This window comes from Streptomyces sp. BF23-19 (assembly GCF_041106355.1).
GTDB classification, from domain to species: Bacteria; Actinomycetota; Actinomycetes; order Streptomycetales; family Streptomycetaceae; genus Streptomyces; species Streptomyces virginiae_A.
Genome location: NZ_JBGBPT010000066.1, coordinates 1 through 12,840, shown reverse-complemented (window position 1 = coordinate 12,840; position 12,840 = coordinate 1). Strand labels below are relative to the sequence as shown.

Annotated in this window: 12 protein-coding genes and 1 riboswitch; of the genes, 3 read left to right on the top strand and 9 right to left on the bottom strand. The window is 71.8% G+C overall.

All coding sequences use genetic code 11. The features are described 5' to 3' along the window. Positions 1–32 precede the first annotated feature (32 nt). Entirely contained in the window at positions 33–1,625 is a 1,593-nt protein-coding gene (locus AB8A24_RS30480) for an RNA polymerase sigma factor (protein ID WP_328960908.1), read from the bottom strand. Positions 1,626–1,840: 215 nt separating this feature from the next. Continuing rightward, positions 1,841–2,602, bottom strand: coding sequence for a class I SAM-dependent methyltransferase (locus AB8A24_RS30475; protein WP_328960907.1), 762 nt, complete (start codon positions 2,600–2,602; stop codon positions 1,841–1,843). Between the two features lie 57 nt (positions 2,603–2,659). Further along, positions 2,660–2,762, top strand: a riboswitch (ZMP/ZTP riboswitch). Between the two features lie 78 nt (positions 2,763–2,840). Here AB8A24_RS30475 and AB8A24_RS30470 point away from each other — a divergent pair. Beyond that, complete coding sequence (locus AB8A24_RS30470) at positions 2,841–3,686, top strand: bifunctional 5,10-methylenetetrahydrofolate dehydrogenase/5,10-methenyltetrahydrofolate cyclohydrolase (protein WP_369478127.1); 846 nt, start codon at positions 2,841–2,843, stop codon at positions 3,684–3,686. A 275-nt stretch (positions 3,687–3,961) separates the two neighbouring features. Here AB8A24_RS30470 and AB8A24_RS30465 read toward each other — a convergent pair whose 3' ends face one another. Genes AB8A24_RS30465 through AB8A24_RS30450 form a run of 4 tightly spaced genes read right to left on the bottom strand, consistent with a single transcriptional unit; the run spans position 3,962 to position 8,388 of the window. After that, positions 3,962–5,170 (bottom strand): DUF6545 domain-containing protein, encoded by a 1,209-nt coding sequence (locus AB8A24_RS30465; protein ID WP_328960906.1) that lies wholly within the window; start codon positions 5,168–5,170, stop codon positions 3,962–3,964. Beyond that, positions 5,167–6,714: an NAD(P)/FAD-dependent oxidoreductase gene (locus AB8A24_RS30460; RefSeq protein ID WP_369478110.1), complete on the bottom strand. Its 1,548-nt coding sequence runs from the start codon at positions 6,712–6,714 to the stop codon at positions 5,167–5,169. The genes AB8A24_RS30465 and AB8A24_RS30460 overlap by 4 nt, the downstream gene beginning before the upstream one ends. A gap of 16 nt (positions 6,715–6,730) precedes the next feature. Then, positions 6,731–7,366: a toxin-antitoxin system, toxin component gene (locus tag AB8A24_RS30455; protein ID WP_328960904.1), complete on the bottom strand. Its 636-nt coding sequence runs from the start codon at positions 7,364–7,366 to the stop codon at positions 6,731–6,733. Further along, positions 7,363–8,388, bottom strand: a complete 1,026-nt coding sequence (locus tag AB8A24_RS30450; RefSeq protein WP_369478109.1) for a hypothetical protein — start codon at positions 8,386–8,388, stop codon at positions 7,363–7,365. The genes AB8A24_RS30455 and AB8A24_RS30450 overlap by 4 nt, the downstream gene beginning before the upstream one ends. Before the next feature lie 235 nt (positions 8,389–8,623). Here AB8A24_RS30450 and AB8A24_RS30445 point away from each other — a divergent pair, with 235 nt between their 5' ends. Continuing rightward, positions 8,624–9,106 carry a hypothetical protein gene (locus AB8A24_RS30445; protein ID WP_369478108.1) on the top strand — a complete coding sequence of 161 codons (483 nt, stop codon included), beginning with the start codon at positions 8,624–8,626 and terminating at the stop codon, positions 9,104–9,106. Between the two features lie 43 nt (positions 9,107–9,149). On the opposite strand, the gene AB8A24_RS30440 is transcribed toward AB8A24_RS30445, so the two are convergent. After that, positions 9,150–9,590 carry a hypothetical protein gene (locus AB8A24_RS30440; RefSeq protein WP_369478107.1) on the bottom strand — a complete coding sequence of 147 codons (441 nt, stop codon included), beginning with the start codon at positions 9,588–9,590 and terminating at the stop codon, positions 9,150–9,152. A 326-nt stretch (positions 9,591–9,916) separates the two neighbouring features. Between AB8A24_RS30440 and AB8A24_RS30435 the strand changes: the two genes are divergently transcribed. Further along, positions 9,917–10,339 carry a hypothetical protein gene (locus AB8A24_RS30435; protein ID WP_369478106.1) on the top strand — a complete coding sequence of 141 codons (423 nt, stop codon included), beginning with the start codon at positions 9,917–9,919 and terminating at the stop codon, positions 10,337–10,339. On the opposite strand, the gene AB8A24_RS30430 is transcribed toward AB8A24_RS30435, so the two are convergent. Continuing rightward, on the bottom strand, positions 10,325–11,122 hold the full coding sequence (locus AB8A24_RS30430) for a helix-turn-helix domain-containing protein (protein ID WP_266377377.1): 798 nt from the start codon (positions 11,120–11,122) through the stop codon (positions 10,325–10,327). The genes AB8A24_RS30435 and AB8A24_RS30430 overlap by 15 nt on opposite strands. 32 nt (positions 11,123–11,154) lie before the next feature. Further along, positions 11,155–12,840, bottom strand: a 1,686-nt coding sequence (locus AB8A24_RS30425) for an FAD-dependent oxidoreductase (RefSeq protein WP_369478105.1), incomplete at its 5' end; no start/stop codon positions are given.

Sequence of the window (12,840 nt, the reverse complement as noted above, 5' to 3'; positions counted from 1 at the left end):
CGCAGGTCAGGGGCGTGCTGGAGGAGATCGACTCAGTCGAGGTAGTCGCGCAGCACCTGCGAACGCGACGGGTGGCGCAGCTTCGACATGGTCTTGGACTCGATCTGGCGGATGCGCTCACGGGTGACCCCGTACACGCGGCCGATCTCGTCCAGGGTCTTCGGCTGGCCGTCGTTGAGGCCGTAGCGCATGGACACCACGCCCGCCTCGCGCTCCGAGAGCGTGCCCAGGATGGACTGGAGCTGCTCCTGGAGGAAGGTGAAGGAGACCGCGTCCGCCGGGACGACCGCCTCGGAGTCCTCGATGAGGTCACCGAACTCGCTGTCGCCCTCCTCACCCAGGGGGGTGTGCAGGGAGATCGGCTCGCGGCCGTACTTCTGGACCTCGATGACCTTCTCGGGGGTCATGTCGAGTTCCTTGCCCAGCTCCTCCGGGGTGGGCTCACGGCCCAGGTCCTGGAGCATCTGGCGCTGCACACGGGCGAGCTTGTTGATGATCTCGACCATGTGCACGGGGATGCGGATGGTGCGCGACTGGTCGGCCATGGCACGCGTGATCGCCTGCCGGATCCACCAGGTCGCATACGTGGAGAACTTGAAGCCCTTGGTGTAGTCGAACTTCTCCACGGCGCGGATCAGGCCGACGTTGCCCTCCTGGATCAGGTCCAGGAAGAGCATGCCGCGGCCGGTGTAGCGCTTGGCGAGGGAGACCACGAGGCGGAGGTTGGCCTCCAGCAGGTGGTTCTTCGCGCGGCGGCCGTCCTCGACCAGGATCTCCAGCTCGCGCTTGAAGGCGGGCTTGTGGTCCTCCTCCTCTTCGAGCTTGTACTCGGAGAAGAGACCCGCCTCGATGCGCTTGGCGAGCTCCACCTCCTGCTCGGCGTTGAGGAGCGGTACCTTGCCGATGAGCTTGAGGTAGTCCTTGACGGGGTCGGCGGTGGCGCCGGCCACCATGACCGTCTGCGCCGGGGCGTCGTCCTCGTCGTCGTCGGACAGCACGAAGCCCTGGGTGCCGCCCGGCTTGGGCGCCTCGTCCTCGGCCTCGTCGGCGAGGTCCTCGGCAGCCCAGTCCTCGCCCTCGGCGACCGGGGTCTCACCCTCGTCGGCGTCCTTGGCGCTGGTCTTCTTCGCCGCGGTCTTCTTCACGGCGGTCTTCTTCACGGCGGTCTTCTTGACCGTGCGCTTCTTCGGCTCGGCGGCGGCCTCGGCCGACGTCTCGTCCTCGATGGCGGCGGCCGACGAAGCGGATATCGCCGTGGCGGTGGTGGCGGCCGTGGCCGCGGCGGTGGCCGCGGTCTTACGGGCGCCGATGGGGCGCGGCGCGGCGGTGGCCTTCTTGGCCACGGTGCGGGCCGGGGCGGCGGCAGCCTTGCGGGGCTTCTTGGCGGCAGCCTTGGTGGCGGGGGCCGCGCTGACGTGAAGGGCGACACCCTCCTCGTCCAGGACCTGGTTCAGGCTGCGCAGGACCCGCTTCCACTGGTCCACCGGGATGCGGCCGGCCTCGAAGGCCTGGCGCACGTCGTCACCGTTGATGTGACCCTGCTCGCGGCCGCGCTCGACGAGCGCGACAAGGGCCTCGGATTCGGCGATCTCCGGAGGGAACGTACGGGACGGGCTGAGCGACACAAGGAGCCTCTCGTTGCGAACAGATAAATGGTGGGCGGGACATCATCGCGCGAACTCGGGAAACAGACCCGAGGGGGGTCTGTATTCCGGGCCGCGCGAGGACACCTGTCGGTTCATCGCATGCCCGAGTCGATTCGTTACGCGCTGAATTGAGTGACCTGCGCCACGCTGTGGCCGCGCAACCCGATCCGGCGTAGATCCGTCCGCCCTTCAGATCAGCCCGTTTTGCGGGCTTCGATGAGGAAGCGGGCGGTGTGAGCGACGAACGGACCTTCACGTTCGATCTGTTCGTGAAGCTCACGCAACCGGTCCCGGTACTGCCCGACCGTGAAGCCGGGCACCATCCAGATCACCTTCCGTAGAAAGTAGATCACGGCTCCGATGTCGTGGAACTCCGTGCGCAGGCGTTCGGAGCGCAGATCGAGGACTTCGAGGCCGGCCGCGGTGGCGTCGGCGACCGCGTCGTCGGGGTGCCGGCCGCGCCGGATCTCCTCCGGCTGCGGGCCGAGGAAGTACTCGACGAGCTCGAAGACGCTCGACGGACCGACCTGCTGCGAGAGGTAGCCGCCGCCCGGCGCCAGCACCCGCGCGATCTCCTCCCACCAGATCGACACCGGGTGCCGGCTGGTCACCAGCTCGAAGGCCGCGTCGCCGAAGGGCAGCGGCGGCTCGTCGGCGTCGGCGACCACCACCGCGCCCAGCGGGTGCAGCAGCCGCGTCGCCTTCTCGATGTTGGGCGGCCAGGACTCGGTGGCGACCATCAGCGGTGGTAGCGGAGCGCAACCGGCCAGGACCTCACCGCCGCCGGTCTGGACGTCCAGCGCGGACCTGACCTGGGCCAGGCGCTCGCTCATCAGTTTCTGGTAGCCCCAGGAGGGACGCTGCTCGGTGGCCCGGCCGTCGAGCCAGGAGAAGTCCCAGCCGTCCACGGAGACGGACTCCGCCTCGGCGACAAGATGGTCGAAAGTACGCGTCATGTGTTGATCGTCCCAGGTCGGACGCCCGACAACCACCGGATATGTCGACTACAGTGGTCGGCGGGCCGTGACTGGCGTTCGGGTGGATCACCACCGGGGAGCGGCCCGGCGTACCTGTGGACCTCCGGTACGTCGACTGCCGCGCGCCTGGGCGAACCGCGATCCGCAGCGACGTTCAGGAGACCCCGTGACGACTGCCCAGACTGCCCCCGCCACTGCCGCCGGCTCCGCCCGGCTGATGGACGGCACGGCCCTCGCCCTCCGAATCTCGGAGCAGACCGCCGCCTACGCGGCGAAGATCACCGAGCGCACCGGCACCGCGCCCTGCCTGGCGACCGTGCTGGTCGGCGAGGACCCGGCCTCCGTGACCTACGTCCGCATGAAGCAGAACCGCTGTGCCAAGGCGGGGATCACCTCCCGCCACGTCGAGCTGCCGGCCGAGACCACCACCGAGGAGCTGGTGGCCACCCTCACCGCGCTCTCCGAGGACCCGCAGATCAGCGGCATCCTGCTGCAGCACCCCGTCCCGCACCACATCGACGAGCGCGCCGCCTTCGAGGCCATCGCCCCGGGCAAGGACGTCGACGGGGTCACCATGCACTCCTTCGCCGCCATGGGCTTCGGGCTGCCGGGCTTCGTCTCCTGCACCCCCGGCGGCATCATGCGCCTCCTCGCCGCCTACGACGTGGACCTGACCGGCAAGCACGCCGTCGTCGTCGGCCGCAGCGCGATCCTGGGCAAGCCGGCCGGGATGCTGCTGCTGGAGCAGAACGCCACCGTCACCTACTGCCACTCGCGCACCCAGGACCTGCCCTCGATCGTGCGCCAGGCGGACGTCCTGGTCGCCGCCGTCGGCAAGGCCGAGTTCATCCGGGGCGAGGACATCAAGCCGGGCGCGGTGGTCCTGGACGCCGGGTACAACGAGGGCAACGTCGGCGACGTGCACTTCGAGTCGGCCGCCGCCCGCGCCTCGCTGATCACCCCGGTGCCCGGCGGCGTCGGCCCGATGACCATCGCCGTACTGCTGGAGCAGACCGTGCAGGCGGCCGCCGAGCAGGCCGGACTGGACCTCGCGGAGCTCTGATCCCACCGCGCGCGGAATCCACGTAGGACGCCCGCGCTCACGCGTTCACGCACGCCCCGGCCCCTAGGCCGTCTCTTCCGGATCTTGCCGGGGCCGGCCCGCCCGGCACGGCACCTCGCCGCGTTGTCGGGACACCCGAGTACGTCCGGTACACGGGCGCCCCTCCGCCTTGCGAGGCACCGCACCGGACGACCCGGGCTCACCCGACAAGATCCGGGAGAGACGGCCCAGGCCCGGGGCGTCGTGCGTTCCCGGGGCCGGGAGGCCCGTGCCTCTCAGGCGCCGACCGGGTCGGGGGTCGGGTCCGGCGGCCCGGCGGTGGCCGCGTCACGGGCCGCGGTGACGATGTCGGAGGTACGGAACGCGTGGGCCAGGGCGGTCAGGGGCAGGCGGCCCAGGCGGTACGGCTGCGGGATCGCGGCCGGCCCCGGCACGGATCCGCTCGCGGCGGCTGCCTTGAGGCGGCACGCGGCCGCCAGGACGGCCGCGTCCGCGACCGTGGCGGCCCGCGCCTCGCTCAGGCCGCGGCCCCTGGCCGCCTCGTACGCGGCGCCCCGCACCCGAGGGTCGCACCAGGCGGCCAACGCCAGGATGCCGTCGTCGATGACCGACTCGCGGTGGATGAGCCGGATCCCCACCGGGGACCACCAGGTCAGCGGAACGATCCGGCCCTGGGTCGCGGCGAATCCGCGCAGCGCCTTCCACAGCGGGCGCAGCCGCCGGTACTGGCTGAGGGCCACCCATGTCGCCGACCCGCCGACCAGCGGCACGACGAATCCGGCACCGAGCAGCAGCCCGGCGGCCCCGGCCAGTGGCGGCGCCACGTCCGTGGACAGGAACACCAGGTCGTGGCCGGTCCAGCGGGCCACGACCGAGGCCCACTTGGCGGCCAGGTAGGCCAGGTCCATCAGCCCGGCGACCACGATCAGGGCCAGTCCCGTGCGCAGCGGGCGCAGTGCGCGGTCCGCGCGCGTCAGCCACTTGCCGCACAGCCAGGTCAGCGCCGAGGTTCCCATGGTGTGCGCCACGAGGAAGCAGACGATCATCTCGCGGATCCAGGGCGTCGTCGCGTAGTACGTGTCCAGGTCCTGGAGCCGCTCCACCGGTGCGTCGCCGATCACGAACAGGACGACGATGGCCGCAGTCGCGGTGCCGAACAGGGCCGTGGTCAGCCGGGTGGCCCGGCGCACGGCCGCGGGCGCTCCGCCGCGCCACTGCAGGACCAGGACGACGCACAGCCCGGAGAACACCGTGCACAGGCCGAACACCAGGGGCGCGGAGAAGTTGACCACGCCGGTCCGGCGGTTGACCGAGGCGATGGTCGACGGCGATGCGAGGAAGTTGATGGGTGCCCCGACGGCGAGCAGCGCGCACGCCGTCCGGTTCAGCGGCCGGTCCCGGTCCCGGCGCAGCTTCGGCAGCTTGATCAGCAGCGCCAGGACCATCAGGGAAGCGGGCAGGAGCGGCAGGATCCTGCCGCTCATCGGGCCTGTCCGACGGCGTCGGCGGGGCCGACCGGGTCCTCCGTCGGGCCGGTACCGTCGGCGCCCGTCGCGGCCCCCGCCCCTGTTCCGGCCTCTGTCGCGGCTGCGGTGCCGGTTCCGGTGCCGGTTGCGGGCGTCGTGCCCGGCGCCCGGTCGAGCCCGGCGACGGCCCGCTCCGCGGCGGTGAGCGGCGGCGCCTTCAGCGCGCCCCGGTCCGAGGCGCGCGCGACGTGCCAGACCACCGACGGGTGGAGCCAGTGGGTGGGCGCGATACTCATGGTGAGGACCTTGAACAGGGCGGCGGTGAGCGCCTCGTCGGTGGTCGCCCCCGTCATCAGCCGGTTGACGTACCCGTTGAGCAGCCCGGTGCCGGCGCGCGGCTTCATCCCGGTGGCCCCCGGATACAGGATGTCCTGCGACGTGGCGAGCTCCCAGGCGGTGCTGACCTGGGGCGCGATGACGCGCTGCGCCGCCCGGCCGATCCCGGGATGATCCAGGCCCTTGGCCCGCAGCAGGGTGCGTACGGCCAGCAGCCCCTGGGCCGCTACGGTCATGCCCTGGCCGTACAGCGGGTTGAAGGTGGCGACGGAGTCCCCGACGGCGAAGAAGCCGTCGGGCAGCTCGGCCTTCTCGAAGTAGATCCGACGGTTGGCGGTGCCCTGGGTGACGGCGACGTCCGTCAGGGGTCTGCGGCCCTCCAGGAGCTCACCGACGATCGGGTCCCGGACGGCCTTGGCGAACGGGATGAACGCGTCGGGGTCGCCGGTCGGTTGGCCGCCGCGGGTCCCGGAGAGGGTGGCCTGCCACTGGCCGTTCTCGATCGGGACGATCGTGGCGGTCTGCCCGGGCACGGGGACCCGGGGGTCGGACTGGACGTTGACGATGGGGAAGCCCATCTCGTGGGCCCCGGGCGGGGCTTCGAAGATCCTCGTCGCGTAGACGAGGCCCGAGTCGACCTCGGCCTGCCGGATACCGGTGACGCCGAGCGCCTGGAGCCAGGTCCGGGCGCGCGAGCCGCGACCGCTCGCGTCGATCACGAGGTCGGCGCTCAGCAGTCGACCCGCTTCCTCCGGGGTGTCGACCAGGACGCCGGTGACCCGGGACGCCGTGCCCTCCAGGGCGCGCACCCGGCTGCGCTGGAGCGTGGAGACCCCTTTCAGGCCGGTCACCCGGGCACGGATCACCGAGTCGAGGAGGTCGCGGCTGCAGGAGATGTTGAACTGCTTCTCCCCGCAGCGCGGGATCCAGCCCTGGGCGGTCTTGGTGACCAGGTCGGTGGGCAGGCTCCGGCGGATGGCACCCGCCTTCGTCCAGTCGTCGGTGATGCCGGGCAGGATCCGCTCGATGGCCCGGGCACCGCCCGACCACAGGAGGTGGGTGTGCCGGGCCTGCGGGAGTCCACGGCGCGGGGCCGGACCCTCGGGCAGCGGGTCGGCGTCTATGACGGTGACCGTGGCGTGCTCGGCGAGGACAGCGGCCGTGAGGAGGCCGGCCAGACTGCCGCCTATGACGACTGCGTGGCGGGGCGGGGTGGACTGGTTCATCGTGGCGTGCTCTCTGTCAGGGCCGTGCTGAGGGCATCGGCGTGAGGGATGCGGCGACCGGCTGGTGCGGGTCACGGCGTGGCACGGGGCTTCCCCAACCGAGTGAGGACTTGATGCGCTCGATGGCTTCGGGGAGCTGCTGCTCCCGGGGCGACGGCAGGTAGGAGCGAAGGGTGTTGCCGAGGTGCAGGCCGAAGGTCTCGGCCCGGATCTCCGCCGGATCCCCCTGGTCGGCGCGGGCGGCGGCCTGCCGGACCACCGCCTCCAACCCGGCGTCGGAGGAAAGCAGTTCGGCGAGGCGGCCGGGGTGGCCCGCCAGCCGGGCGGCCGCCAACATGCCCGGACCGACGCTGTCGCTGGTTCCCTCGTCCAGGTGCCACAGCTCGTGGCACGCGATGACCAGCTGGTGTTCGGGCCGGGTGTGCTGCTCGACGACGATCAGGTCGACGTCGTCCAGCTCCAGCCACAGCCCGCTCGCGGTGTCGGGCGGGAAGGAGGTGAAATGGACATCGACCTGCCGCTCTCCGCCGCGCCGCACGGCGTAGGCGGCGCACAGCGCCCCGATGATCTCCCCGGCATCGGCCGGGGGCGTCAGGCGTGCGCCCTCCAGCAGCTCGGAGGCCAGCTCGCGCATGGCCCGGGTGGTCCTCATGGTGCTTCTCCCTCGGCGGCGGCGCCCTCGATGGGCGCCCCGCTCTTCGTGCCCGGAACTCCGAGCTGCCCCTCGCGCGCGAGGAGGTCGTCCAAGTGATCGGCCAGCGACTTCCAGCCCTGGGGCGACAGCCGCCCGGCCCGGGTGACGATGCTGCGTACGTCGTGCGCGCGCAGCACCGCCAGCATCGGGTTCTCCCGGTCCCGCACCGCCGACTCCAACTCGCCCTCGACCAGGGCGAGGGCGCTGGAGAGCGCCTCGGAGTCGTCGGCCAGCAGGAAGCCGCCCTCGACACCGTAGAAACGTTGGATCCCGGCGGCCGCGGCGAGGTTCGGCAGGCCCTCGCCCTGGGCGAGGCGGGTCAGCGACTGTCCCGACGCGTCGAAGGACTTGGCGATGGCCACCAACGAGTGGGGTTGGCCGTCCTCCCGTACGCGGGTGCGGCGCAGGTGCTCGAACCGCAGGTGGACCTGCTCCTTGAGCGGGAGCCGGGGCGGCCGCCCGTCCAGGGTGAGCCGGATGGCCTGCGGGGTCATGCCGGTGAGGTACGACAGGTGCTCCAGGTCGTCCCGGCCGTCCGAGACGGTGGTGGCGGACAGGGCGAGGGCCCGTTCCACCGCGCTCTTGCTGTCGGCCAGCAGGAAACCGGCATGAACGCCGAAGAACCGCTGCACACCGGCCGCGTGGCCCATCCGGGGCAGCCCGGTACCGGCGTTGAGCGGTCCGAGGGAGGCGCCGGGGGCGTCGAAGTCGTCGGCGATGGCGGCCAGCGGCCACTCCCGGCCGTGCTTGTCGCGCCGGGTCGCGCGCAGCAGTAGGAACCGTTGGTGCACCCGCCGCTCCAGCGGCGCCTCCACGGCGGTGCCCGCCACCACCTGGGGTATGCGCCCGGGTTCGACCCCGGACAGATGACTCAGCCGCTCCACCGCGAGCACCTCGGCCGGATCCTGACCGTGCTCCTGCGCCAGCGCCCAGGTACGACGCCAGATCGCGGCGAGATCGGGTCGGGCGGCGGCTCGCACCGGCGGATTCTCCATATGTCGACAAGGCGTTCGAGTGATTCGGGCACCGTGAAGCCTAGCCTCCTGCCCCTGGCCGAACCAGAGGAACCCCAACGTTTCCTGCCGTACAGCTCAAAAAGGGTTGGCATCCTTCCGTGCCGAAGCGGAACGCCAAGCTCCGGGCGCACGCCGGCTGTTGGAAGTGGAGGTGGGCGGGGGAGCCGGTACGATCGGCGTATGACCTCACCTCAGGCGGATGCCGCGTAGACCCCCGCGCGCGCTGCGGGCCACCGCGCCCGACAGGCGGGACGACAGCGGGACGAGCACCCTGTTCATCGGTGCGTGCCCCGGGCCGCCGGTGTGTGCCGCCGTCCACACCTACCTCTTCGTCGACGGCCTTGACGTGGTGGCGCGCAGCGACAGCCGGATGGTCGGCCTCGCCCCGTGGCGCCTGCTGCGCCCGGGCGGTCCGCTCCATCCGACGGACATGCCGCGCCTGGCCGCGGTGGCGGCCGAGGTCGGGCCCGCCCCGGGCCCCGACCGGCTGACCGTCCGGGTCCGCCTGCGCGGCGAGACGGTCATCTGGTCCGACCTCATGTACCCGGGCCCCGACGGCACCACCGTCGAGGAGGTCCGCTTCCACCTGGAGCAGTACCTGGGCGAGATCGAGCGAGCCTACGCGGCGTCGCAGGACCGCCCCTGGTGTCCCGCGCCCGAAGTCGGGCGAGAGACGACCTGAGAGGTGTCACCCGCATGCGGATGACACCCCCTCGTCGTACGTCCTACATGGAGGAGTCGTCGAACGGGTTGTTCATCACGGCAGAGGACTCGCAGCGCGCGATGACGCCGCTGTTGGCGCCGATCTTGCAGACCTCGAAGTAGGCGTTGTCGATCCAGCCGGCCTGCAGGTACGTGCTCCACGAGGCGCTCGTCTGGCCGCTGGGCACGGTCCGCATCGACCAGACCTTGTGGCCGGCCTCGCCGTTGGTGATGAGGCGGATGCCGATGACGTAGCCGTCGGTCGCGCGGTCCTGGGCGGTGATCTGGATCGGGTCGAGACGGTAGGGGTTGAGCCCCCAGCCGATGACCATCCGCCCGTAGTACGAGTTGGTCGAGACCGTCGCCTCGGTGCCGGACGCCGCGGCCGCGGGGCTGGCGAGGAGCGGAACGACGATCGTGGCGAGAGCCGCGGCGGTCGCGACGAGGCTGCTCTTGAGACGCAAGGATCCCCCAGGGAGATGTGTTGGCTGGAAATGCCTACTCCAGCTCGAAACTGATCACGCCCGAGCAGGCCTGACCACACCTCAAATCGCCTCATCCGCAGTGTTGTTCGGCCATCCACGGGCTTCTCGCCGGCGCCCCGGCGCCCTCGCCCGTCCCCGCCGAAGGATCTCCGGCGCGGGACGCCGGCGGACGCTCGTTACCTCGGAGGTAATCGACCCTCCCCGCGGCTCCCGGCACAGTGGACGCATCGGGTTCCGGGACCGCGCACTCGGTCCCGGGATCCGTGTCCCACCAGGCCGTTCGACCTCGATGGAGGCTGATTCCCATGTCCGCGACCCCGCTCGCCGGCTTCGCCCGCAACCGTGTCCCGCACACCGCGCTGCGCCGCTTCCTCGCCCTCGACTCCGTCGTCACCACCGCCAACGGGCTCGCGTACATCGCCTTCTCCGCCCCGCTCGGCCGGCTGCTCGGGGTCGGGCAGGGACTGTTGCCGGCGCTCGGGATCCTGCTCACCGCCTACGGGGCCGGCGTCGGATGGCTCGCCTCTCGGCGGCAGCCGCCCGTCCTCCCCGTGAAGCTCGTCATCGAGACGAACTACGCCTGGGCCGCGCTCAGCCTGGTCTCCCTCGCGCTCTGGTTCGAGCCCACCACGGCCGGCCTGCTGTGGATCCCCATGCAGGCCTTCACCGTGGCCGGCTTCGCCCTGCTCCAGCAGCTCGCCCTGCGTGCGGGCTCAGCCTCCCAGTGAGCGCAGGTACTTCACCGTCGCCGGGTCGGCCGGGAGCATCGTCTCGATGGCCAGCTCGGCGACGGTCACGTCCATGGGCGTGTTGAAGGTCGCGATGGACGACACGAAGGACAGCAGGTGTCCGTCGTGCTCGATGACCAGCGGCAGCGCGATGTACGCGGTGGGCTCCGGCGGGGCGCTGTCGCCCGGCCGCTCGGCGACCGGATAGGCCGACACCTCCTCGTACAGGGCACGCAGCGGCTCCGAGCGGGCCAGCGCGATCTGCCGTTCCATCTGTGCCAGCAGGTGCCCGCGCCACTCCCTGAGGTTGTGGATCCTCGGCGCCAGGCCCTCCGGGTGCAGGGTGATCCGCATGGCGTTCAGCGGCGGGGTCAGCAGGTGCTCCGGCAGCCCGTCCAGCAGCATCGCGATGCCCTGGTTGGCGGCGACGACGTCGTACACCGCGTCCACGACCAGCGCGGGATAGGGCTCGTACCCCGTCAGCAGGCGGGCGATGCCCTCGCGCAGCGTCTCCATCGCCGGGTCGTCCAGCGCGGTGTGCGCGTAGCGCGGCGCGTAACCAGCCGCGAGCAGCAGGGAGTTGCGTTCGCGCATCGGCACGTCGAGATGGTCGGCGAGCCGCAGCACCATCTCCTCGCTCGGCCGGGACCGGCCCGTTTCGATGAAACTGATGTGCCGGGACGAGGAGTCGGCGCGGCCGGCCAGCTCCAGCTGGCTGATGCCGCGCCGCTCCCGCCAGGCGCGCAGCAGGGTGCCCACACTCGTCGTCGGACTCGTCGTCATGCGCACGACGTTAGCCGAGCGGGGGCGGGCGCTCAGCCCAGGTCGAAGAGGTTCCGCAGGCCCAGCCGGTAGCGCCATCGGTCGTGCCGTTTGGCCGCCTCCAGCTCCGGCGCCCGGTACATCGGGTGGACCGCGCACCGTGCGGCATCCGAACCGTCGCGGTCCAGCAGGGCGTTGACAGCCGCGCGCGCCGAGGCGTTGGCCCCCTCCATCGTCGCCAGGTCGATGTCGACGGCCACGTAGTCCCCGCTGAGGAAGAAGTTCGGGATACGGGTGTCCGCGCTCGGCCGGTTGTACAGGGTGCCGACCGGGTGGATCAGCAGCTCGTCCTGGTTGGTGGGGTGCGGGGTGCCGATCCCGTCCACGCCCGGGTCCAGGAACCACGAGTGCAGCGTGGTGTCGGTCAGCACTGCCTTCCCGGTGTCGTTGAGGGAGGCCTTCAGCTGCGCCCAGACCTCCCGCGCCACCTCCTCGCGCGTGCACTGCTTGGCCGTCTTCCCGTACAGGATCCCCGGTTTGTCCCACTCGGAGATGTCCACCGACAGGCAGTCGACCGCCGTCCCGTCGCCGTAGTCGGCCGGGAAGTCGCGGGACGGCCAGTGCTCGGCCTGCTGGATCGCCGTCAACGACCAAGGTGAGTCGATGCAGTTGAGGTGGCCGTGCACCAGCTCGGCCCGTTCGGTCAGATAGAACTGGATGCCGGTCATCCAGTCCGTCTCCAGCTTGTCGCAGCGCCCCAGCATCGGATCGGCGGCCCGCAGCGCCGCACTCCAGGTACGGCGGGCGTGCTCGACGGGCAGCGCGCTCACGTAGTGGTCGGCGGTGACGGTCCGCGCGGCGCCGTCCGGCCCCTCGACGGCGACCCCGCTCACCCGACCGCCCGCGTACCGCACCTCCCGCACGGTCCAGCCGATTCTGAACTCCACGCCGAGGGAACGCAGATGGGCCTCCCAGGGGTCGATCCAGGCCTCGTTGGTCGGCAGGTCGAGGATCCGGTCGGGCGGGCCGTCCGCCCCGCGCCCCAGCACGTTGAAGACGAAGGCCTCGCCGAGGGTGCCGACCGTGCGGGTGGAGGCCTCCTCGGCCTTGGTCGCCACGATGTTGCGGGTGATGCCGACGGCGAGGATGCGCCGGTACTCGTTCGACATCCGTTCCGCGCGCACGAAGTCCCACCACGGCGTCCGCTCCCACACCTCCGCGCGCCGCTCGTCGCAGCTCGTGAGGAAGACCAGCACGCGGTCGACGAAGTACGCCGTCTCGTGCGGCGGGAGCCGGACCAGTGTCTGCAGGATGCCGGCGAGGGCGCGCCGGATCTCCTCGGGCGTCAGCTCGGCGGGGGAGTGCCCGGGCCAGGGGATGGGTCCGCGCAGGTCCTCGCGCCCGGCCGCCCGGGCGAACATCATCTCGCGCGGGGCGACGAGGTTGTCCCATACCCCGGCCGCGTTCCCGGGGAAGGGGATGCGCCGCATGGTGTCGGGCAGGTTGTGGTAGATGCCGGGGATGAACCGGAAGCCGTGCTCGGCGGGCAGCGGCCGGCGCCCGCCGCGGGCGCTGTCGGGCACGTCCATGCTGCGCGCCTTGCCGCCGAGGGCCCGGCGCTCGTACACGGTCACGGCGTAGCCGCGCTCGGCGAGTTCGTGCGCCGCCGTCAGGCCCGCCACCCCGCCGCCGAGCACCGCGACGCGCCGTCCGACGGGGGTCGGTCCGGCCTCGGCGGC

Coding starts and splice junctions, on each gene's coding strand:
- AB8A24_RS30465 (WP_328960906.1), bottom strand. CDS start 5,170: ATGAGCGGCAGGATCCTGCCGCTCCTGCCCGCTTCCCTGATGGTCCTG.
- AB8A24_RS30435 (WP_369478106.1), top strand. CDS start 9,917: ATGTCCGCGACCCCGCTCGCCGGCTTCGCCCGCAACCGTGTCCCGCAC.
- AB8A24_RS30445 (WP_369478108.1), top strand. CDS start 8,624: ATGCCGCGTAGACCCCCGCGCGCGCTGCGGGCCACCGCGCCCGACAGG.
- AB8A24_RS30475 (WP_328960907.1), bottom strand. CDS start 2,602: ATGACGCGTACTTTCGACCATCTTGTCGCCGAGGCGGAGTCCGTCTCC.
- AB8A24_RS30470 (WP_369478127.1), top strand. CDS start 2,841: ATGGACGGCACGGCCCTCGCCCTCCGAATCTCGGAGCAGACCGCCGCC.
- AB8A24_RS30430 (WP_266377377.1), bottom strand. CDS start 11,122: ATGACGACGAGTCCGACGACGAGTGTGGGCACCCTGCTGCGCGCCTGG.
- AB8A24_RS30455 (WP_328960904.1), bottom strand. CDS start 7,366: ATGAGGACCACCCGGGCCATGCGCGAGCTGGCCTCCGAGCTGCTGGAG.
- AB8A24_RS30460 (WP_369478110.1), bottom strand. CDS start 6,714: ATGAACCAGTCCACCCCGCCCCGCCACGCAGTCGTCATAGGCGGCAGT.